Source organism: Gilliamella sp. X-46 (assembly GCF_057063525.1).
On the sequence record NZ_JBXSQH010000001.1, the window covers coordinates 432,899 to 456,052 of the forward strand.

At 38.1% G+C, this 23,154-nt stretch carries 20 protein-coding genes and 1 riboswitch; of the genes, 7 read left to right on the forward strand and 13 right to left on the reverse strand.

Features of this window, described 5'->3' with window-relative positions:
• The first annotated feature begins 198 nt into the window (after positions 1–198).
• Both srmB and ACYIAJ_RS02250 read left to right on the forward strand, forming a co-directional pair.
• On the forward strand, positions 199–1,503 hold the full coding sequence (gene srmB / locus ACYIAJ_RS02245; protein WP_483564273.1) for an ATP-dependent RNA helicase SrmB: 1,305 nt from the start codon (positions 199–201) through the stop codon (positions 1,501–1,503).
• Between the two features lie 125 nt (positions 1,504–1,628).
• Entirely contained in the window at positions 1,629–2,231 is a 603-nt protein-coding gene (locus tag ACYIAJ_RS02250) for a peroxiredoxin C (RefSeq protein ID WP_483564275.1), read from the forward strand.
• Positions 2,232–2,326: 95 nt separating this feature from the next.
• On the opposite strand, the gene ACYIAJ_RS02255 is transcribed toward ACYIAJ_RS02250, so the two are convergent.
• A complete protein-coding gene (locus ACYIAJ_RS02255) occupies positions 2,327–2,641 on the reverse strand; it encodes a DMT family transporter (protein WP_483559252.1) in 315 nt (104 codons plus the stop codon).
• A 26-nt stretch (positions 2,642–2,667) separates the two neighbouring features.
• The gene (locus tag ACYIAJ_RS02260; protein ID WP_483559250.1) at positions 2,668–2,991 is read right to left on the reverse strand and encodes a DMT family transporter; all 324 of its coding nucleotides are present in this window, start codon (positions 2,989–2,991) and stop codon (positions 2,668–2,670) included.
• Positions 2,992–3,550: 559 nt separating this feature from the next.
• Here ACYIAJ_RS02260 and ACYIAJ_RS02265 point away from each other — a divergent pair.
• From ACYIAJ_RS02265 to ACYIAJ_RS02275, 3 genes are read left to right on the forward strand one after another with little or no spacing between them, the layout of a single operon-like run.
• Positions 3,551–4,207 (forward strand): nucleoside recognition domain-containing protein, encoded by a 657-nt coding sequence (locus ACYIAJ_RS02265; protein ID WP_065639206.1) that lies wholly within the window; start codon positions 3,551–3,553, stop codon positions 4,205–4,207.
• Complete coding sequence (locus ACYIAJ_RS02270; protein ID WP_483559247.1) at positions 4,200–4,667, forward strand: YjiG family protein; 468 nt, start codon at positions 4,200–4,202, stop codon at positions 4,665–4,667. The genes ACYIAJ_RS02265 and ACYIAJ_RS02270 overlap by 8 nt, the downstream gene beginning before the upstream one ends.
• 14 nt (positions 4,668–4,681) lie before the next feature.
• Complete coding sequence (locus ACYIAJ_RS02275) at positions 4,682–5,782, forward strand: M20 peptidase aminoacylase family protein (protein WP_483564276.1); 1,101 nt, start codon at positions 4,682–4,684, stop codon at positions 5,780–5,782.
• Between the two features lie 109 nt (positions 5,783–5,891).
• On the opposite strand, the gene ribB is transcribed toward ACYIAJ_RS02275, so the two are convergent.
• The 6 genes from ribB to eco all read right to left on the reverse strand — a co-directional run bounded on the left by ribB (position 5,892) and on the right by eco (position 12,386).
• Positions 5,892–6,536 (reverse strand): 3,4-dihydroxy-2-butanone-4-phosphate synthase, encoded by a 645-nt coding sequence (gene ribB, locus ACYIAJ_RS02280; RefSeq protein WP_483559243.1) that lies wholly within the window; start codon positions 6,534–6,536, stop codon positions 5,892–5,894.
• Positions 6,537–6,723: 187 nt separating this feature from the next.
• A riboswitch (FMN riboswitch) is annotated at positions 6,724–6,900 on the reverse strand.
• A 110-nt stretch (positions 6,901–7,010) separates the two neighbouring features.
• On the reverse strand, positions 7,011–8,012 hold the full coding sequence (locus tag ACYIAJ_RS02285; RefSeq protein ID WP_483564277.1) for an ABC transporter permease subunit: 1,002 nt from the start codon (positions 8,010–8,012) through the stop codon (positions 7,011–7,013).
• Entirely contained in the window at positions 8,013–8,924 is a 912-nt protein-coding gene (locus ACYIAJ_RS02290; RefSeq protein WP_091349757.1) for an ABC transporter permease subunit, read from the reverse strand.
• A gap of 279 nt (positions 8,925–9,203) precedes the next feature.
• On the reverse strand, positions 9,204–10,340 hold the full coding sequence (potG, locus tag ACYIAJ_RS02295; protein WP_245176386.1) for a putrescine ABC transporter ATP-binding subunit PotG: 1,137 nt from the start codon (positions 10,338–10,340) through the stop codon (positions 9,204–9,206).
• 101 nt (positions 10,341–10,441) lie between these two features.
• Positions 10,442–11,551: an extracellular solute-binding protein gene (locus tag ACYIAJ_RS02300; protein WP_483564278.1), complete on the reverse strand. Its 1,110-nt coding sequence runs from the start codon at positions 11,549–11,551 to the stop codon at positions 10,442–10,444.
• A gap of 340 nt (positions 11,552–11,891) precedes the next feature.
• Positions 11,892–12,386, reverse strand: coding sequence for a serine protease inhibitor ecotin (eco, locus tag ACYIAJ_RS02305; protein WP_483564279.1), 495 nt, complete (start codon positions 12,384–12,386; stop codon positions 11,892–11,894).
• A gap of 103 nt (positions 12,387–12,489) precedes the next feature.
• Here eco and ydiK point away from each other — a divergent pair, with 103 nt between their 5' ends.
• A complete protein-coding gene (ydiK, locus tag ACYIAJ_RS02310; RefSeq protein WP_483559235.1) occupies positions 12,490–13,542 on the forward strand; it encodes an AI-2E family transporter YdiK in 1,053 nt (350 codons plus the stop codon).
• A gap of 184 nt (positions 13,543–13,726) precedes the next feature.
• The gene (pssA, locus tag ACYIAJ_RS02315) at positions 13,727–15,082 is read left to right on the forward strand and encodes a CDP-diacylglycerol--serine O-phosphatidyltransferase (RefSeq protein WP_483564280.1); all 1,356 of its coding nucleotides are present in this window, start codon (positions 13,727–13,729) and stop codon (positions 15,080–15,082) included.
• A 284-nt stretch (positions 15,083–15,366) separates the two neighbouring features.
• Here pssA and ACYIAJ_RS02320 read toward each other — a convergent pair whose 3' ends face one another.
• The 5 genes from ACYIAJ_RS02320 to ACYIAJ_RS02340 form a co-directional block, all read right to left on the reverse strand.
• Positions 15,367–17,058, reverse strand: a complete 1,692-nt coding sequence (locus ACYIAJ_RS02320; protein ID WP_483564281.1) for a hypothetical protein — start codon at positions 17,056–17,058, stop codon at positions 15,367–15,369.
• A 2,049-nt stretch (positions 17,059–19,107) separates the two neighbouring features.
• A complete protein-coding gene (locus tag ACYIAJ_RS02325) occupies positions 19,108–20,835 on the reverse strand; it encodes a hypothetical protein (RefSeq protein ID WP_483564282.1) in 1,728 nt (575 codons plus the stop codon).
• 364 nt (positions 20,836–21,199) lie between these two features.
• Positions 21,200–21,637 (reverse strand): hypothetical protein, encoded by a 438-nt coding sequence (locus ACYIAJ_RS02330; protein WP_483564283.1) that lies wholly within the window; start codon positions 21,635–21,637, stop codon positions 21,200–21,202.
• Between the two features lie 18 nt (positions 21,638–21,655).
• Positions 21,656–22,249: a UbiX family flavin prenyltransferase gene (locus tag ACYIAJ_RS02335; protein ID WP_483564284.1), complete on the reverse strand. Its 594-nt coding sequence runs from the start codon at positions 22,247–22,249 to the stop codon at positions 21,656–21,658.
• A 313-nt stretch (positions 22,250–22,562) separates the two neighbouring features.
• Positions 22,563–23,141 carry a thymidine kinase gene (locus tag ACYIAJ_RS02340; protein ID WP_141683378.1) on the reverse strand — a complete coding sequence of 193 codons (579 nt, stop codon included), beginning with the start codon at positions 23,139–23,141 and terminating at the stop codon, positions 22,563–22,565.
• Between the last annotated feature and the right edge of the window lie 13 nt (positions 23,142–23,154).

The window sequence follows — 23,154 nt, forward strand, 5'->3', positions numbered from 1 at the left end:
TAAATAACCAATGATGATAAGTTTTGCTGAAATAAAGCGTATAATTATCAGACATACAGACAGGCTTTAAATCACAAAAAATTACCAGCAATTAAACACCTCATAAAGAACGAATAATAATCCATCATACTTTTATTGATTGTAGTTATAACAATTGCCGTTATAATGTGCCCTATAATTTTAGATAACAAGAACACTATGACAGCACACACTTTTTCTGATTTAGAATTAGATGATATATTAATTCACAATCTTCAAGCACAAAATATAAATACTCCAACAGTTATACAAGCGCAAACCATTCCCGTTGCTTTAGATGGCAAGGATATTTTAGGTTCCGCTCCCACTGGTACCGGTAAAACACTGGCTTTTTTAATTCCTGCTGTACAACATTTATTGGACTTTCCACGCCGTAAACCTGGTCCACCACGCATTTTGATATTAACACCAACACGAGAGCTTGCTATGCAAATTGCTGAACAAGCCAAATTATTAACAGAATCGACACATTTAAGCATTGCAACTATTACCGGTGGTGTTGCGTATATGAATCACGCCGAAGTATTTAGCAAAAATCAAGATATTGTTATTGCTACAACCGGTCGTTTATTACAATATATAAAAGAAGAAAATTTTGATTGTCGAGCTGTTGAAATGTTGATTTTAGATGAAGCGGATCGCATGCTAGACATGGGCTTTTCGCAAGATGTTGAAACTATATCAGCCGAAACTCGCTGGCGTAAGCAAACCTTATTATTCTCAGCTACACTTGAAGGCGAAGGACTACATAATTTTGCCAGTCGAATTTTAAATGCACCAATCGAAATCAACGCCGACCCATCGCGTAAAGAACGCAAAAAGATCTTACAATTTTATTATCGTGCTGACGATCTAACTCATAAAGTAGCACTGCTTACTCACTTGTTAAAACAAGAAGAATTAAAAAAAACAATTGTATTTGTTCGTAAACGTGAACGTGTGCACGAATTAGTTAGTCTGCTGCATCAAGCAGGCATACATAGTTGCTATTTAGAAGGCGAAATGGTACAAGCAAAACGCAACGAAGCAATCAAAAGAATTAGTAATAATACCGTTAATGTACTGGTTGCAACAGATGTTGCAGCGCGTGGGATTGATATTGACGATATAACCCACGTCATTAATTTTGATGCCCCGAAAACCGCCGATGTTTACTTACACCGCATTGGTCGCACAGCTCGCGCTGGAAAAAAAGGCACTGCAATAACACTAGTCGAAGCGCATGATAACGAATTGTTGCAAAAAATTGAGCGCTATATTCAAGAACCGATCAAATTAAGAACTATTGACGAATTGCGTCCTAAAACGAAAGCGCCAAAACCAGCAACTAAGAAAAAACCTTCACAAAAGGCAAAATTAAAAAACGCCAACAAAAAAGAAGATGTAAAAAAGAAAAAAGTAAAGCAACGCCATCGAGATACCAAAAATAAAGGCAAACCAAAAAAATTAATAATTAATGCCTAACAATAACTCGCACATCAATAGTTTAAAGTTATGGTATCAATTGTTTATAACAACTTGGACAATAAGTTTAAATCGCTATAATACGTAGCAACAAATTTGCACTAATACATAGGAGAAAAAAACGCATGACATTAGTCACTCGTAAAGCACCAGATTTCACATCAGCAGCTGTTTTAGGTTCTGGTGAAATAGTTAACAACTTCAATTTATCACAACATATTCAAGGTAAATATGCTGTTGTATTCTTTTGGCCAATGGACTTCACTTTTGTTTGCCCATCAGAAATTATTGCATTTGATCACCGCCTCGAAGAATTTAAAAAACGAGGAGTTGAGGTAATTGGTGTTTCAATGGACTCAGAATACGTGCACAATGCATGGCGCAATACCCCACAAGACAAAGGCGGTATTGGCGAAGTCAAATTCCCAATTGTTGCCGATATCAAACACTCAATTATGCAAGCTTATGGCATTGAACATCCTGAAGCGGGTGTTGCACTACGTGCTTCATTCTTTATTGATAAAACAGGTATTGTACGTCATGAAACCATTAATGACTTACCAATCGGTCGCAATATCGACGAAATGATTCGTATTGTTGATGCATTTCAATTCCATGAAGAGCACGGCGAAGTCTGTCCTGCACAATGGACAAAAGGTAAAAAAGGCATGAAAGCAAATCCAAACGGTGTTGCTAGTTTCTTAAAAGAGCATGCTAACGAAATCTAATTTCTTTTTATTCATCCAATGATCTTAATTTACATTTTACATTGCCGGAGTTTATCTCCGGTTTTTTTTATCCGCAATAAACTAACGAAAAATAATCATAAAGTAACATGTAGACCTATAACACCAATAATAATAATGGAAAGCCCACACAAACGAGGAAAGTTTTTAGGCTCATTAAATAATAACATATTAGCTAACACCGCACCCGATGTACCAAGCCCTACCCAAACAGGATATACAATACTTAAATCAAGATAATGAAGTGAAAAATAAAAAAGGACAAAAGAAACAAAAAATCCCCCCCAATATAACACAAGTCTAAACAAATTTTTTTGCTCAGCATACAGCTTAAGGCCAATTGCACCAACTACTTCAAAAACTGACGCGATCAATATCAACAGCCATCCCATGATTAAAATTGTCCTTTATTATAATATTAACTATCGGCTCGTTTGAGTTGTATAACACCAATAATAATTAGTGCCACAAAAAAAAGTTGAATTAATTTAATCTCTTTTCCAAAAAGCAACATATCAATCGCAGTTGCCCCAATTGCACCAACCCCAGAAAATATGGCATAAACTGTACCTGTCGGAATTGTCTTACAAGCATTAGTCAAAAACGTAAAATCGACAATAATGAGCAACACAATAATACCCCATTGCCAAAGCTCGGTTGCGAAACTAAACCCTAAAATCCAACATAATTCAAAAAAGCAAGTTAGCATCACAAATGCCCACTCTTTATTCACGCTAAACATAGCTACCTCGCTTCGCTATTTTATTTTTGCCGTAGTAATCAATTTTTTACTGCAATCTATTTTTAGTATAATGATTGATTATGCTATATTGCCGATAAGCAACGGCAAAACAGAAGATGGTTCGCAAACAAAGATCTGCCACCAAAAGATGTCAATTGTTATATATTCCTAATGATTAAACCAAAACCGCTTAACGTTATGAAACATCTTCACAATTTTTATTCTTATTTTTCAAATAAGTAAGTAATTCTATAATGAAGAATTATAAATGGCAAGGACAAAATTGTATAATTCAATATTTTAGCATTTATACAAGCTCACATCCGCTGCCTTTATAGGCCGATATTTTTTGCAAGATATAAACGAACCAGATGAATTTTTAGAAAAAAATAAAAATAGTTATATCTTTTTCAATTTAATTTAGAATCGTTATAGAATAATAAAATAGCACTTTTGGGCTATTTTATAAGTAAAACATGAAGTAGACATTTTTTACACTTCTAAAATATTGCCATTTATAGGATATCAGTATTTTAAATCAAATGAAAAGGAAGATAGCATGTCAAAAAAATCAGACAATGAGTTCAAAGTGGGTATAAAAGCCTATGTGTCACTGGTGGTGGCAATTTTGTTTTTTTCGGGGTTGTTTTTTAATGTAGAGGGTAAAGAATGGCTAGGTGCATTTGATTTTACTAGTTTAAGCGGTAAATTTGGCACCATGCTTCATCCTGAAAAGAACACCTTTGTAGGTGAAGGAGGTAACAGTGCAAGAGCTGGCTTTATTTTTGCTTTATCTCTTATACCAACGGTTATGTTAGCTTTAGGCGTGTTAGAGATCTTTACCCATTACGGCACAATCCGTGCAGCACACAAATTATTAACGCCATTATTAAAACCAATTTTAGGCGTTCCGGGCAAAACTGGACTTGCATTAATTACCGATCTACAAAGCACTGATGCAGGTGCGGTATTAACCAAAGAATTATATGACGAAAAGCAAATTACCAAAAAGGATCTGATCATCATTAGTGCTTGGCAATATTCTGGTGCAGGTTTAATCAATAACTACTTTTCGATTGGTTCAGCATTATTTGCCTCAATGACCGTGGCTATTTTTATTCCTCTTGTCATTATGTTAGTGCTTAAATTTGTTGGTGCCATACTGGTCCGCTTGGTATTAAATTCAATTTATAAAAAGGATTTTATCAATGAGTAATTCACAAAAACAAACAAATAACCCTTTAGATATCTTTGTTATTGGTGCACGCAAAGGATTCAATATCGCCATTAACAATTTAATGCCAAACATCTTAATGGCATTTGTTATCACCGAAATTCTAAAACGTTTAGGTATAATGCAATTTATTGGAACTTATTGCGCGCCAGTCATGGAAATTTTTGGCCTACCTGGCGAAGCCATTACCGTACTATTGACCGCATGGTTATCAGCATCAGCGGGAACTGGTGTTGCCGTTAACTTATTTACTAGTGGCACACTTAATGTGACAGCAATAACCATTCTTGCTCCCGCTATTTTCTTAATGGGCTCACAATTGCAATATATGGGACGATTATTAGGCGTTGCAGATGTACCTAAAAAATACTGGCCGTTGCTTATGTTAACCAGTATTTTTAATGCACTTATTGCAATGATTATTATGCGATTTATTGCTTAATAAAGGAGATCTCAATGTCCAACGTATTAGAACATTACCAATATTTACATCAAATTCCTGAATTAGGGTTTGAAGAACACAAAACATCAGCATATATTGCACAGCAGCTTGAACAAGTCGGTTATAAGGTAAGCCGTAATATTAATAACACAACAGGCATAGTTGCCCAATATGATAGCGGAAAACTAGGTCCAGTACTTGCTTTACGAGCTGATATGGATGCATTGGGTCATATCATTGATGGTAAGCATTGTGCAAGACACACATGTGGTCATGACGGCCACTCATCAATATTATTAACTGCGGCACAAGAACTAATAAAAGAAAACAACATCAAAAAAGGACGATTAAAACTGATCTTCCAACCAGCTGAAGAGCTTGGTTCAGGCGCTTTAGCCATGATTGAAGGTGGAGTTATTGACGATGTTGACATGATTATCGGCTTACATTTACGCCCTAAAGATGAATGTCCTAAAGGCTTTGCCTCAGCAGCCATGTACTATTCGGCATCCACTACCGTTGAAGCAAGTATTCATGGAATACCTGCGCATGGTGCTCGCCCACATTTAGGTATTAATGCACTTGATGCAGCAACACTTGCCATTCAAGCGGTTAACACCATTCACCTTGCACCAAGTTTAACTTATAGCGTCAAAGCAACACGTTGCATTTGTGATGCAGGGGTAACTAATGCCATTCCATCTGAAGCGTATGTATGTTGGGATCTAAGAACCTCAACAAATCCAGCTATGAATGAACTAAAAGCCAAAACTCTAAATGCAATAAAACTCAGTGTTGAATCTATCGGTGCCAAAGTGGATATCAATGTAACTAAAGAGATCCCAGCTGCTGAAATTGATAACGATGTCACCCAAATTATTGCCGAAGCAATTATTGATGTACTTGGAAAAGAAGGTTTAAAAGATCCAATCTTTACTCCAGGTGGAGAAGATTTTTTCAACTATCCATGTCAACGCAATGTCAAAGCTGGCTTTTGGGGATTAGGTGCTGATTTAACCCCAGGATTACATCATCCAGAAATGAAGTTCGACACTTCAGCATTAGAAAACGGAGTCAAAATAACAAAAGCCTGTGCTTTAAAGGTACTTGGTTGATTTCAACTCCTATCCGCCGATGTTTTCGGCGGAAAATGGCATAAATAGCAAACAATATTTTAATATTACTATGATTTAAAAAAATTATTTAAAGTCATTTTTTTTATTACTACACTGTTAACGATTTACGATACTCAACAATATCTTCAATGGTCACAACGGGCATATGATATTGTTTAGCAAACTTAACCACTTCAGGTGCTCGTGCCATAGTACCATCATCGTTGGTTAACTCACACAGAACTGCGGCAGGTTTTAAACCTGCTAATGTCACTAAATCAATCGACGCTTCAGTATGGCCGCGGCGAACTAAAACACCGCCCTCTTTAGCAACTAAAGGAAACACATGCCCCGGATGATTAAGATCGCTCGGCTTAGCATTGTCATTCACCGCCGCCTTAATAGTTGTAACGCGATCAGCAGCTGATACACCAGTTGTAACTCCATTAGCAGCTTCAATCGAAATAGTAAATGCTGTATTGTTTTTGCTGGTATTATTTGCCACCATCATTGGCAAATGTAACTCATCACAACGTTTTTGTGGCAAACATAAACAAACAATGCCACTCCCGTAACGAATCGTCAGCGCCATTTGCTGGCTAGTAATAGACTCGGCAGCCCAAATAATATCGCCTTCGTTTTCACGGTCTTCATCGTCTAAAACCAGCACACCTTGACCGGCTTGAATTGATGCGATCGCTTTTTTGACACGTTCAATGGGCGTGCCAAACTCATTTAAATTAAACTGATTCATGGTAAATACCTATATATTTTCACTTGCTCATTTCATTATTTACTTAATCAACTTTAAATCACCGTTTAACCATTTAACAATGATCTATTTAGCCATTAAATTAATTAAGTACAAATAAATAAAATACCAGAATCAGGGCAGTGCTCGACTAGCATGGTTTTGCCTTTCAGCAAATATTGGAAAGATAAGCAACTCTCTTTTATCCAGACTTTAACTGTCGGCTTTGGAATTTCACCAAATCTGCTTGACCTTAACCTCTTAAAATTAACTGAACAATAAAAAAATCACCACAGTTAACAAGACAAATTAAGCGCTCGTGGGCTATACCACCGGTGGGGACTTACACCCCGCCCTGAGAATTTTGCCAAAAAGATTGACAAGTCACACTATAATACAAAATGATAAAAAAAACACGGAGATTTTAAAACGAAATATTGCCGCAAAGCGCGGCAATAATAGAAAGTGCGGTGTGTATTAATGCATACGAGATCCATTTATTCGACGTCGTTCAGCTTGACGCATCCATAACCATGAAATAAACCCGATAATACCAACTATCAATAAAATAATAGTTGCAAGCGCATTAACTTGCGGATCGACGCCTAATTTCACTTTTGCAAAGATCAACTTCGGTAATGTCTTTGCTCCCGGCCCCGTTACGAAATTAGCAATCACGACATCATCAAGAGACAAAGTAAAGGCTAATAACCAACCAGAAACTAATGCCGGTGCAATCATTGGCAATGTAATAATAAAGAACACTTTCAATGGATTAGCACCTAAATCTAAAGCAGCTTCTTCAATTGATTTATCAAGTTCACGGAGCCTTGCACTAATCACCACTGTTACATAAGCCATACAGAAGGTCGTATGCGCCATCCAAATAGTAATTGCGCCACGGTCCTTTGGCCACCCAAGAATTTGTCCCATACCGACAAATAAAAGCAATAATGCCAATCCTGTAATAATATCAGGCATAACAAGCGGTGCTGTTGTCATAAATGAAAACAGATTTGCCCCTTTAAATCGTTTAAAGCGAACAACAGCATAAGAAGCAAGCGTACCTAAAATTGTTGCAAAAGTCGCTGCACATGCGGCAATTGCTAAACTCAGGCCAACAGCTTTAAATAGCTCTTCATTATGCATTAGCTCAAAGTACCATTTAGTTGAAAATTCAGCCCACACCGTAACTAAGCGAGAACTATTAAATGAATAAACAATTAAAATAATCATTGGGATATATAAAAAAGAAAATACCACCAATAAAATAAGTCCTTTAAGGCATCGAAAAATGAGCGATAATGTCACAATCACTGTCACAATAAAACTAAAGATCAAACAGTTAACATATAAGCTCATATCGATAAGCAGATTTAACCCAGCCGAACTAATCAATATCGATAGTACTAACGAACCCAATAGCAATGAAATAAATACAATCACAGAAGATCGCAAAATAACAGGTAAATCATTCATCTATTTACCCTCCATTTGTCGGCTTTGAAACTTATTGAAATAGTAAATTGGCACTATTAAAATCAACAACATAACTGTCGCAACAGCAGATGCTGCCGGCCAATCAGTATCCCGAGAGAATATAGTCCAAATTTGCGTACCAATCATGATACTTTGAGATGGTCCTAATAATTCAGGTATCACATATTCACCAACGGCCGGAATAAACACCAGCATACCGCCTGCAATAATACCATTTTTGGTAAGAGGCACAATAATCTTGAAAAAGGTCCTTATTGGCTTACAACCTAAATCTAATGCAGCTTCAATTAACGTCGAATCCACTTTGCTTAATGAAGTATAAATAGGTAACACAACAAACGGTAAATAAGAATACACAATACCAATATAAACTGCCAAATAAGTCTTTATAATCACCAGCGGTTGATCAATAACCCCTAACCACATTAAAAAGTGATTTAACAAGCCTTCTTGATTTAAAATACCAATCCACGCATAAACTCGAATTAAAAATGACGTCCAAGACGGCAAAATAATCAACAATAATAGAATATTACGTGTAGATTGTTTACATTTTGAAATTGCCCATGCTAATGGGTAACCAATTAAAATACATAATATGGTTGAAATAGCCGCAATTTTTAATGATTCTAAATAAGACTCAATATAAATATTATCAGTAACTAAGTTAATATAATAACCAAAGTTCAAAGCAATATTTAGCAACCCGTCATCGAAACTAAACAAATCAGTATAAGGCGGAATCGTAAAGATTTTTTCAGAAAAACTAATCCTAAATACAATTAAAAATGGCAATAAAAAGAGCAAAAGCATCCATAAATAAGGAATGGCAATAACAATTAATCGTCCATAAAGAGTCATTAGATCGGCTTCTGAGCGTTGTTGTTGCATTTTTTTATAACCAAAATAGATTGCCACAAGCCCCGCAGGGACAAATAATATACTGCCAGCAATAATCAGCCTATAAGCAAACCTAGATGGTTTATAATTTACTAAATATAACCCCAAGCATGACAATAAAAAGCTCAATGTCATTGCGGTAAATAGCGCATCTAAAAATAAGTTATCAAACGCCCCTGTTGTTGCAAAACGCAAATAAACATTGAGCAACACAAATGCATTTAACAACAATCCTAATACAATGGATCGCATTATGATATCCTCTTATGTTTATTCAGTAAGCACAACACAACTATCTACTTCCCAACTTAAGTTAACTATGTCACCCCAAGTTGGCATACCTTTGCGATAGCGATGCTCATTTTGTAGCTGTGCAATGATAATTTGTCCACTTGGTAATTTAACGTGATAAATCGACAGATCCCCAAGGTAAGCGATTTCAACGACTTCACCAGTTGCCACATTGTAGCCATCTTCTGGGATTTCGTCGCATAGTTTAATTTTTTCTGGACGTAGTGCGACTTGTGTTGGCACACCTTCAACTGCAGGCGAATCATAATCGACTTTTAATGGATGCTTAATCATAGGGCAGCTAATGATCAAACCATCTTCTTGTGTTTCTTGCAAAATACCGTCAAAAACATTTACCGAACCAATAAACTCAGCACTATAACGGCAATTTGGGTGTTCATAAATCTCTTCAGGCTCGCCGATTTGTACAAATTGGCCTTTATTCATAATGGCAATACGCCCTGCCATGGTCATGGCCTCTTCTTGGTCATGAGTTACCATCACACACGTTGCGCCCACCTGTTCTAAAATGCTCACTACTTCAAGTTGCATACGATCACGAAGTTGTTTATCTAACGCACCCATTGGCTCATCAAGCAATAATAATTTTGGACGTTTGGCTAAACTTCTGGCTAAAGCCACACGTTGTCTTTGACCGCCAGATAATTGATGCGGTTTACGCTTACCAAATTGCTCCATATGCACAAGGGCTAACATTTCATCAACGCGTTGTTTGATTTCGGCTTTATTTAATTTGTCTTGTTTTAAACCAAAGGCAATATTCTGCTCAACCGTCATGTGAGGAAACAGAGCATACGATTGAAACATCATATTAATTGGACGATCATAAGGTGGAACTTGCGATAAATCTTTACCATCAAGAATAATCTGCCCCGACGTAGGCTGTTCAAAACCGGCAAGCATTCGTAACAAAGTGGATTTACCACTGCCTGACGCACCTAATAAAGCAAAAATTTCGCCAGTGTAGATAGTCAAATTAACATCATCAACAGCATAATAATCATCATTAAAAACTTTGGTTAAATTTTTGATCTCCAACAGTGGAGTTATCATCTTTTTTTTAGGCTGTACCTGATTTGTTGTTTTATTGTTCACTCTATTTTCCTCATAACAACAAGCCAAAAAAAACGAGACGGAAAGACTCAATAGCCCATCCGTCTAGAATTATCATTTTAACGCGATATGCAAAATATCAACTATTTACCAGTTTTGAGTTTAGTCCACGTACGAGTAATTACGCGCTCAAGTTTAGGATCTTTAACTTGCAAAGTGAATAGTTTTTCCATCACTTCTGGTTTTGGATAAACCGCTGGATCGTTTTTCACTTTTGGTTTTATAAATTTGTCATTTGCTTCTTTATTAGCGCTAGCAAAGTTCACATCGTTAGTGACTTGTGCGGCAATTTCAGGTTTCATAACAAAATTTAAAAACTCATGAGCTTCGTCAGGGTTGTCTGAATCTTTTGGAATTGCAAAGGTATCAAAAAAGACTAATGCGCCTTCTTTTGGAATTTGATAACCAATATGCACACCATTTTTCGCTTCGTTTGCTCTATCACGTGATTGTAAAATATCGCCTGACCAACCTAAAATCACACAAATATCGCCATTGGCTAAATCGGTAATATATTGTGAAGAATGGAAGTAACGAATATCAGGTCTTACCTTTTCTAACAACTCATAAGCCGCACCTGTGTAATCTTTAGCGTCAGTACTGTTTGGATCTTTACCTAAATATCGAAGTGCACTCGCAAAAATTTCGGTTGGCGCATCTAAAAATGCCACACCACAATCTTTGAGTTTTTCCATATTTTCAGGCTTAAAGACTAAATCCCAACTATCGACTGGCGCGTCTTTGCCCAAACGTTCTTTCACTTTATCAATGTTATAGCCGATACCTGTTGTCATCCACACATAAGGGATGGCATATTTATTGTCAGGATCGTGCGTTGCCATTAACCTCATTAAATTTGGATCAAGATTTTTCCAGTTTGGTAACTTGCTTTTATCTAACGGTAAATAAACATCTGATTTAATTTGTTTAGCTAAAAAGCTATCAGAAGGAGAAACCACATCAAAACCAGAATGGCCCGCCATTAATTTACCTTCAAGGATTTCGTTCGAATCGTACACATCATAAACAAGTTTAATGCCAGTCGACTCTTCAAAATCCGAAATAGTATTAGAACCAATTTGCCCTGCCCAATTGTAAAAATGCACAACGCGATCTTTAGCAATAGCAGATTGAGATAACGCTAGTGAAACACCAGCCACGATTGAAAGAATTGTTTTACGTTGAGTAAACATGCTCACCACTTCTCCTCTAGTTGTAGGGATATTACATGTTAGACACAAGCCCATTGCAAAGACACAACGGACCCCCAAATTTTGCTATCGACGATGCTAACAATGATATAAATAACCAATATTACAATCGCCAAGCGAAACCGAGGTAATCAGGCAATCACAAGTCATTAATAAATTAAATGAACGAGTAGAGCTAACCTTGCATTACGAGGGATAAAATACCTTTTTTTTTCAAGATGTCTACTTAAAAAATCAAATATTAAAACTTTCGTAACTGAGTGGCTATGTTTTAACCACTCAGGGAATAATTGATGACCATTTAGCAATTAATTACCCATTATTATTCGGCAGTAGCTTGCATGATTTTACCATTAGGTTGCCAAACTTGATATTTAACTTGCAAATCGTTTGGCACATAAAAAACTAACGGTAAACTACTGTTATAATTCAACAAACCTAAATTATGGTTAATCGTCACAAATTGATTTTTATTAGTACCTTCTGGGCAAGCCATTAAGGTTGACAGGTTACCAACGGTCTTTTCAACAACATAATAAGAGTATCCCCAACCTTTAAGCTCTTCTTGCTTAACTACACCACCTAAATTATGGAAATTACAATCAACATTCATCTCTTTACCAATGATCACTTCAACTTTTGTATTGTTCTCATTAGCAATAGCAGGCAAATGGATAGCATAACGCGTAAAGCCAACTTGAGCTGCAGGAAATGGCGCTGTATCATTAGCATTTTGTGCAACAGGCTTCACTTTTGGGGAATTTGCACATGCGGTTAACGCCACACCTAATAATGTTAATAACAGTAATTTTTTCATTTTAAAATCTCCATTAAAATAATTAATTATAAACACCATCGTATTAATTTGAAGTGATAATGCGTATAATGACGCCATCAAGATTAATAAATATGGTAAAAAAATGCCAGCAGAAAAAAACACTACTGATTTACTCAAGTTGATTTTAAACCTGTTAATCATTGGGTTGCTAATCATTATTACCTATCGTGTTATTGAAGCATTCTTATTTGGATTCTTCTGGGCGGTAATGGTAGTTATTGCCACTTGGCCACTAATGATAAAAATTCAACAAAAGCTATTTAACAAACGCTGGTTATCGTTACTAATAATGGCGCTCATATTGGCACTTGTTTGCATTATACCCTTTATATTAATTATTAGTTCGGTAGCCCAAAATGGTCACCACCTTATTGAATGGGCAAAATCACTTTCACATCAAGAGTTGCCAAAGTTAGACTGGCTAAATAACATCCCCGCTTTTGGTCCTGAACTACACCAAAAATGGTTAAACCTGATTCAAACTGATGGTTCTGACTTAGTCTCAAACATACAACCTTATATTGGCACCATGATAGGTTGGCTACTTGAACAAGTCACCAACATTGGCATATTCATCTTTCATGCTGGCGTCATGATTATATTTAGCTTACTTCTTTTTTTAAAAGGCGAAAGTATCACAAAATATGTCTACTTACTTGCTAATCGACTATCAAAACAATACGGCACAACCACCGTCACTCTTGCTGGACAATCTATTCGTGCAGTAGCACTTGGGGTTGTGGTTACGGCTATCACCTTAGCCCTAATTGGCGGATTAAGTTTTCTATTAACCGAAATGCCATTGCCTGGTGTACTAACGCTGATCTTATTTATTTGCTGTGTAGCACAAATTGGTCCTGTGATTGTGATGCTAGGGTGCATTTTTTGGCAATTTTGGTCTGGCAATACCATTGCAGGTATCATCTTAATTGTTGTTGCGGTGATATTAACAACCTTAGATAGCGTAATGCGAGCCTACTTAATAAAAAAAGGGGCTGACTTACCGTTTTTACTTATATTATTTGGCGTCATTGGCGGATTACTTGGCTTTGGCATAATGGGGTTATTTATTGGTCCAGTGGTACTAGCATTGACTTATAAAATAATTCAAACATGGGTTGATGAACAATCTTAAACCATTTATTATCACCAACAATAAAGCATAAACAGGTTGCAAGAGGCATAACATTGCACGCTGAACCTAAAGCAACTTAGCAAAAATGCATACAAATAAAAGGAGTGTTATTCTTACTGGCTTTATTTAAATTACCTTAGATAAAATCCTAACGTAACTGGTCAGTTATAACGATAAATAGATCATGCGAATACCATTTATAAAATACAATCATCAAAAGCATCTTGATGAACTAGCCAAAATTCAACAAAATGCTGACCAATACCAAATTTTATATGATCCTAAAGCATATCGACTAGCTTTAATTGAAAACATAAAACAAGCACAAAATCGCATTTATATTGTTGCGCTCTATCTAGAACAAGACGAAGCTGGCAAAGAAATTCTTAACGAACTGTATCAAATCAAACAACAGCGCCCAAATTTAGATATCAAAATATTTGTTGACTGGCACCGCGCACAACGGGGGCGAATTGGTGAAGACAAAGCCCACACCAACGCCAACTATTACTACCAGCTCAAACAACAACACCCTGATATCGACATCCCTATTTATGGTGTACCCGTAAACCGCCGAGAAGTGCTTGGCGTACTGCACCTAAAAGGTTTTATTATTGATAATACCGTCATATACAGCGGTGCAAGCATCAACAACGTCTATTTACATCAACTTGAAAAATACCGTTATGACCGCTACCACTTAATTACCAATCCATTATTAGCTGATAGCATGGTGCAGTTCATCAACGACCACTTTATACCGTATGAGGCTTTACAATTGCTCAATACGGGCGTACACAAAACGCGCAAACAAATCAAATCCGAAATAAAAACCCTGCGCCAACACCTAATGGATGCCAGCTACCAATACAACGGCAATGCCGACAACGAAACATTATCGGTTGCGCCAATAATGGGGCTTGGGCGTAACAACTCACTCAATAAAATTATCCATCACCTAATAAATATAACCGAACAAAAAATCATTTTTTGCACGCCTTACTTTAATTTACCTAACATCCTAGTGCGCGACATCATTCGCCTGTTACGCAAAGGACGTCAAGTTGAATTAATCATTGGCGACAAAGAAGCCAACGACTTCTATATCCCACCCGACCAACCCTTTAACATATCGGGCGGACTGCCTTATTTATACGAAATCAACTTAAGACGCTTTATTGAACGCCTACAAAATTTTATTGATAAAGAGCAACTCACAATAAGATTATGGAAAGACGAATCTCAAACCTATCACTTAAAAGGCATCTGGGTAGATGATAATTGGGCACTCATAACCGGCAACAACCTAAACCCACGAGCGTGGCGCCTTGACCTTGAAAACGGTATACTAGTGCACGATCCAAAACAAGAATTAAGAGATAAGTTCAATCAAGAACTTAACACGATTCGCCAAAAAACAACGTTGGTTACGCACTTTCAACAAATCCAAGCGAGCCAATTTTATCCTACCCAAGTCCATAAATTAATAAAGCGGCTGAGCCGCATTAAAGTGGATAGGATTATTAAGCGGTTGTTGTAAAGATAGGATGTTTTGAAAGAGAAGATTGGTTAAAAAAATAATAAAACCAATGGCTTTTCAACTAATATTGAAGAAGCTAAATGGTTTTTGCTATGAACTAAAAACAATCATTCTTCACCAAAATTCTGCTTATAAATTTAACTTATTTTGAGAAAAAAGCGCTTTTACTGTTAAACAGCAAAAGCGCAAACTCGGTCTAGGTTTAAGATTAAGGTCTACAAATAGGTGCATTTTCATCATTGTGTAAGAAAATATCGCTTTTGACAAGAAAAGCACGTATAGACTTAAGGGGTAACACAAGCCATAAAGCGACTATTAGCTGTACTCTGCAGGTCAATACCTCCATCGGCTGAATAAACACTATATAGACTGCCATTATATGAATTAGCCCAATAACCTGTATCATTAGCCCAATTGTTACCAATACTGAGATTCCAGTCACTACCTTCATAGAAATTATTCATAGTATTGGCAGTAAACCCCCACTCGTTAAATAATCCCCCAACCCATTTACCGCTAATATTTTTATAACTGACTTTTCGTTGACAGTTATTAATACTTCTTCCCGATAAACCTTCAGTCCAGCCTGCTCCATTCCCATTGGTATAATCATTTATATCGGGAATTCGATAACCATTTCCTAAATTACGACAAAAGTTTTGAGCATCTGCATACCCATATCTTACTGTCGATCCTGGTTGAGAGATATACCAACGTTCTATCTTAAAGCTATACAGTAATTTTGTATGATTTACATCAGAATAAAGCTTAAATAACGAAGGAGAAAAAGCCTTATTACTTGAATTTATCGAAGGACCTTTTAATACAATCTTCAATGCTTCATCGCCACCAGGATAAAGGTTACCACCTCGAATACAAGTTCTACATATCCTCTCTAGGTCAATAGCCCAATGTTGTGTATTCTCTTTGCTTAACGATAATGATACACCACTACCGCTAACCGCACTCACCGTTGTACCATTTGCAGCTATAACTTGTTCAGGGGAGATCCCTCCCAATAATAAATAGAAATATAACCTATCTGATCCCGTCGTCGGGAAGTTCTCTGCTATATTACTATTATTTGTGACTTTAAACCCTTTTAACGAAACCCAATTTGGACCATCCATATCCCAAATGGTAGTACCAAAAGCATGGTCATCGTAAGCTAAATTTGGTTGCGCATAGCAAGCAACTGGCCTATTCATATTGCCATTAATATAGTAACTGTGGTCATTACCCGTAAAGCTGCTACTATTGGGAACACCATACTGTGTTGATAAAGTGCCTGCAGTTGCTGTTAAGGTAAGTTTATAAGGCCCATCACAAAGATTAAACCGTTTATTCGGATTGGCTTTAACCTCTCCTGTAATATCTGTACCATTTTTATCTTGCCATTTTATGGTTAACTGTCCTGTTGCATTTATATTATCATCGCCGTCATCGTCATGACCATAATTATAAGGTGAAACAACTAAATCATTTAATTGAAGTTCAGGGTAATTTACCAATGGTACTATTGTTTGTATATCGGCAAATGTATCCGTTATATTTGCCATCTCGATCGGTGCATTTACGTTCGATTGATCTATTGTTGCATTAGGATAAAGTGCACTATTTGCCCCCTGAGGAATATAGCTGATATTTGGCAGCCTTATGCCCAATAAGTCTTTCATGCTAACAACTTTAGTTACACCATCAATGCTTAAATATGGTGCGGAGCCTTGAATGACCTGCTGGGACTGGACTGACAATGCCAGCGAACTCACCGAGTACGGCAGTAAGAGTAATGGCGCAAAAGCTAACAGCGACTTGGATAAGTACTTCATCCTCGACAATAATCTTGCCGATAAATCGGACAATTTTGCTAGACTAGGCAATAAAAAAGAGAATAGAGCCGGTTTTTGGCTACGGTGAAAATGAAAAAAATTTAGGGCATAGGTTTGGCAGGCCATATGCCATATGCCATATGCCAAAGATGATAGCGCATTTCGATTATCCTGTCAAGTAATTTTTTGTTTTATTTGAATTTTTATAATTAACTGCTCAACTTATTAGCATTATTTTGCTTTAAAAGCGGTTAAATTATAGTCGCTTGAATAATAATGCGCTAGTTTTTTTGTTAAAATTTTATAAAGTTTTGTTAAGACCTAAGCCAGTTTACATTGACGTGCTTTGGGGAATGGTTTTGGTGGTGGTTTTTGGCTAAAAACCACTAAATAAAAACTTTAATAAAATCAATACCTTTTCTGACCGATTTTTGGACGGAAAATCAGGCCTTTTTTGTTTTGGTGAATAGAATAAATTGAGTGCAGTGGTTTCGGACGTTTTGACCTTGGGTGGACAAAATAGCTATCGTGACTACGTCCGAGCTAAGGGAATTAAAGCGAATTCCCTTAGCAATCCCGCGCTTTGGCTGCAGAATGTGGCCTGCGGCTACCCTCCGCCGTCGCTCGGTCTTGACGCACCGTTTGTGGACGCGCTCCCGGCGCACCACAAACTCGCCAAACATCCTTGTTTGGCGTGCTAACCTCGCTCTGTTGTCGGCACATTCTGACGCCGGAATAGGACAAATAGCATAACCATTTTTTGGGAAGATATTATGTTTTATAATTATACGTTTGATTTTATTTGAATTAAACGCCTACACGGCGTTAAGGATATCATCGTTGAGTATAACAATATCGGTGAATTTCTAAACCGCCTACACGGCGTTAAGGAACAATAATATACTTGGAAAGATTACTGTCTTTTTCTAAACCGCCTACACGGCGTTAAGGTCACGTATCATATTGCCGACGTTGTCAATCTTTTTCTAAACCGCCTACACGGCGTTAAGGTAGAGCTCAAGATTTGATAAATCTTGCTGTATAAAGATAAACAACAATTTTGGTTTTGAAAACCCTTTTTTTGAGGTGTTTTATAATTTATTGATTTTATTTAATTTTAAATTGTCGTTAAAAAAAAGGTTTGGAGCGGTTAACTTGCTGTTATTGGGGCGCTATTCGTGGTTTTGTTGATTTGTTGTATGTCGGCGATTTGCTTAGGTTGTGTAAGTGATTGATTTAGCTTAAAAACAGAAAAACAAAAACTTCAATAAAATCAATACCTTTCCTGACCACTTTTTAGATGTAATTGCATGGATTTTTAACATAAAAACAACTCACCCAAAACACCTAAAATTATGTTATTTGTCCTATTTCGGCGTCAGAATGTGCCGACAACAGAGTGAGGTTAGCACGCCAAACAAGGATGTTTGGCGAGGCTATTCTCCGTCTGGAACGGATAATAGCCGGTGCGTCAAGACCGAGCGGCGGCGTCGGGGGAGCCGCAGGCCACATTCTGTAGCCAAAGCGTGGGATTGCAAAGGGAATTCGCTTTAATTCCCTTTGCTCGGACGTGGTCACTGTGGCTATTTTATTCACCAAAGGTCAAAACGTCCGAAACCACTGCACAATTTATTCTATTCACCAAAACAAAAAGGCTTGATTTTCCGCCAAAAATCGGCCAGAAAAGGTATTGATTTTATTAAAGTTTTTATTTGGTGTTTTTTAGCAAAACCCGCCTTATAAAAACACAATAACCCATCCCAAAAACGATGGCTATTTTGTCTGTCTTATTCCGGCGTCAGAATGTGCCGACAACAGAGCGAGGTTAGCACGCCAAACAGGGATGTTTGGCGAGTTTGTGGTGCGCTTGGAGCGCGTCCACAAACGGTGCGTTAAGACCGAGCGACGGCGGAGGGTAGCCGAAGGCCACATTCTGCAGCCAAAGCGTGGGATTGCAAAGGGAATTCGCTTTAATTCCCTTTGCTCGGACGTGGTCACTGTGGCTATTTTATTCACCAAAGGTCAAAACGTCCGAAACCTTGCCGTACTATAAATAGACCACAAATTTAAACCGCAACAGCGCAACCCTAAGGGAAAACGCCCCAACTGACGCGGGGGCGTTATTCTTTGTTAGATTGTCCTCTCAGGCACCATAACCCCCCCGCGGCCCAAGGATTAAGGACTAAACGCTAAAAACTAATGTGCGGTGCAAACAGCACAGAAGCGGTCGCTAGCACTGTCCCTGCCGATGTAGCCGTCGCTCGAGGTGACAGAGAAGAACTTATCGCTATTTGCTGCTTCGCTCGTCCAGTAGGAGTAGTAGGCGAAGCCCGCATCAGCGTAGAAGTTCATGAAGCCCCACTCCGTGAAAAGACCTTTACCTATGTTACGCTGGTAACCATTACCACTAACATTACCAATAGTACGCGAACTGGTTAATTCCTCAATCCGTGGCAATCGATAACCCAAACGACTACACCAAGTGGATTGGTTGGACTGAGTATCCTTTTTACCACCCCGACTGACGAACCACTGCTTTAACACAAATCCATACCGAACCTCATTACCTCGACCATCCCTACCGACCAACTCAAATGTCTGTGGCAAAGATGGCTTGGTAATTTGACTTGGATTAGAATTGCTCCACTGGCTTCTTGCCTCTGGACCATGCAACGTTACCCGTGTTACATAACGGGATTTATTTTCAATCCATTTATCGGCTTGGACAGTTCTTCCTGCAGGGTCTGTGAATGTACCAGAACGCGGCCTTGTCCAACTCACCGTTGCCGTTATTCCACCACGAGAAACAGGAGACCACGTCAACTGACTTGCATCGACCCCACCACCTATGTCCAAATCAAAATACAACCCATCAGCACCCGTTGTCGGAAAATTTTGGCCGTAAGAGGATGGATTTATTGACTGAGTTAAAAAACCCTCATCAAAAGACCATATGCCACCTGGACCTCTGTGCATGTCATCTCTATCACCATACGACAAATTCGGCCTGACCGAACAAACTTCAGGTTGTGACGGCTTGATATAATACGTCGCACTGCCTCCACTAAAAGTACTACTTTTTGGCAAACCATATCGAGTAGTTAAACTCCCCCCACTACTAGTTAACTTTATCCTATAAGGAAGATTACAGCTAGATAATCTAAGTGTACGAACAAATCTCATATAGCTGAGTGTATTTCCAAACTCTACCGATATACTCCCTGTAGCAGTAACACCATTTGTACCCTGTCCATCTCCATCATCATCTCCCCACCTCCCTTGGCTAACCAAATCATTTATATCTACTGAATACCTTTCACCTGTCCATGGGGCCGATGCCGGTACCACTGTGTGTATATCATTAAAAGTAAAATTACCATTGGGTAATCTTATCGGATTTGTGGGACTCGATGTGTTAGTTGAAGGCGTGATAGTTCTACCATCTGGCAACTCTATTGCCAAAAAGGTATCCGTATTAGCTGCCTTTGTCTGTCCCCCATCAAACGTTAAATACGGCGCACTTCCCTCTATGACCCTTGATGTATGTGCCGTTAACGCCTGTACCCCCTGCGTATAGGACAATAACAACAATGGCGCAAAGAACAGTGCCGATTTAGATAACAATGAAAGTCTAAACCATAATGGCGGTTTGAATACTAATGGCGGTTTTAACAACCACTTGGATATCGACGATAATTTTGCCGAAGAGGTGGCCGATGACCTGACCAAAGAGGTTTCCGAGAATGTTGTCGAAGGACCCGACGAAAACATCGCCTGAAAAAACCGCGATGACGGCGTCCATTTCGCTACGCGAAATGACCTCGGTGATGAAAATAAGAATTGAGTCTGATTTCGACTACGGTGAAAATTAAAAAGTTTTAGGGCGTAGGTTTGGCAGGCCAGATGCCAGATGCCAGATGCCATAAATGGTAACGCATTTTGCTTATCCTGTCAAGTAATTTTTTGTTTTATTTACACTTTTTATAATTGTCCGCTCGACTGACGAGCTTTCCCTTGCTTTAAAAGCGATTAAATTATAACCGCTTGATTAATAATGCGCTAGCTTTTTTGTTAAAAATTTGTAAAGTTTTGTTAATTGTGGGCGGTTAAGCTTTTGTTGGTGTGTTTTGGGGAATGATTTGGTGAGGTTTTTTTGAATAAAAAACATTAAATAAAAACTTTAATAAAATCAATACCTTTTCTGACCGATTTTTGGGTAGTAATTGCGTTGTTTTTTAACAAAAAACACCCCCAAATCTTTTCAGGGGGAACGTGGGATCTTTTTATTTTATCTGTTTTGTTGTTTTACCCAATGCGTTTTTTTGGCAAATCCTAACAAGTTGTTGGTCATTTTTATGCTTTGCAGTTCTAATGCCCAAATCGGCGCTTTGATGACTCTTGCAAAAGGAAACGCTCGATAATATTGCCTATAGGCTTGTTCGGCTTGTTCATTTTGTAATTGGGTTGCTTTAGCTTGGAATTGGATGCCTTGGATTTGTGCGATAGTTTTGGGAGTGACGCTAATTGTTCCTGCCACCTGAGGGTGTATTATCATGGCTTTGGCGTGTTGGGTTTTTAGTTCGGAAAGAAGATATAGGTGCATTAGCTGTTCATCAAATACATAGAAGGTGTTGCATGCCCATGGAGTGTTGTCGGGTAAGATGACGCTGAGCGTTAATACATGGTTCTTTTTGATAAATTTGGTAATCTTAGGATCGGCTTGCATAGTTTGGGCTTGTGCGAGTTATTCGGGTTTGTTATTTAGGTGCAGGTCTTCACCCCAACGTGGTAGTGTTGGAATATCAATTCCAAATAAGTCGAGCGCTCTGGCAACACTGTGGGTGATGATGTCATCAATGTTGTTAATATGTTGATATAGCGCAGGCACAGGTGGACAAATAACGCCTCCCATGAGGGTGACTGCTTCCATGTTTTTTAGGTGTGCTAGGTTAAAAGGCGATTCGCGGACCATTAGCACTAAGCGACGGCGTTCTTTTAATACAACATCGGCAGCGCGAGTCAGTAAATTATCAGATAGGCCTTGTGCTATGGCGGCAAGCGTGCGCATTGAGCAAGGGGCAATTAGCATGCCCATAGTTTTAAATGAACCACTTGCAATGGCGGCGCCAATGTTGTTAACGGGGTAGACCTTGTCGGCCAGTGATGCGATTTGAGCTAAACTTAGATCGGGCGCTTCGTGAGCACGCGTGATGTGTGCCGCTTTTGAGATCACTAAGTGTGTTTGGATGTTGAGTGGTTTTAAAAGCGTTAGGGCTTTTATTCCGTACGCAAACCCGGTTGCGCCACTAATGCCAATCACTATCCGCTGTTGTGTCATGTTGGTTCCTTTATTAATATCAAATTGCAATAAAAATTGTTAATCACTATTTTAAGTAGTTAACCAATCAAATGATACTTTAAAAAAATAAGCGATACTAAAGCTTGCTATCAAAGGATTGACTATACCTATCTATTGATAGTGAATCAAGTAGCAGATAGTTACGAACATGGTTATTGCATTAATAATATATAAATTAGGGGGGGAGCTGGTTGTTTATTGGGTTGAGTTTATTCACACTTTTTCACTATCCTATAGGCTCACTGATAAATGTAGTCTATATGTAGGAATAAGTGTGAAATATATAGAAAGATCAGCTTTTAGGTCTTATTTGACCGGCTTTCCAATGTTTTCGGCATACTGAGTGGTATTCGCTGTCGCCAAGATGGATGGAGTTACCAAATTTTACAATTTGTCCGTCTTCACCTTCTAATAAGATCATGGTGGCTTTTTTTCCACACCAACATACAGTTTTGAGCTCTCTAAAGTTGTCGGCAATTTCGAGTAGTGTTTTTGAACCTTCAAATAAATGTCCCATATAATCGGTTTTGATGCCAAAAAACATGATGGGTACGCCTTGTTCGTCACAGACATCTGATAGTTTCCAGATGGTGTTGCGTGACAGGAATTGGCTTTCGTCAATGAGTATGCAGGCGTAGTTGCTTTGTTTGATGTGCTCTATGATGCTATCAACCGTTGTGTCATCAAGCTGTAACGCTTTTTTGCGTAACCCTAAGCGAGAGACGATTTCAACTGCGGAGTCACGCGTGTCAACCGATGATTTAAGCAGCAACGTTTGCATGTTGTTACTTAGGTAGTTGTGGTCAATTTGAAGTAATTCGGTAGATTTGCCGGCATTCATTACGCCATATATATAGTAGATCTTAGACAAAATAACGCTCTCA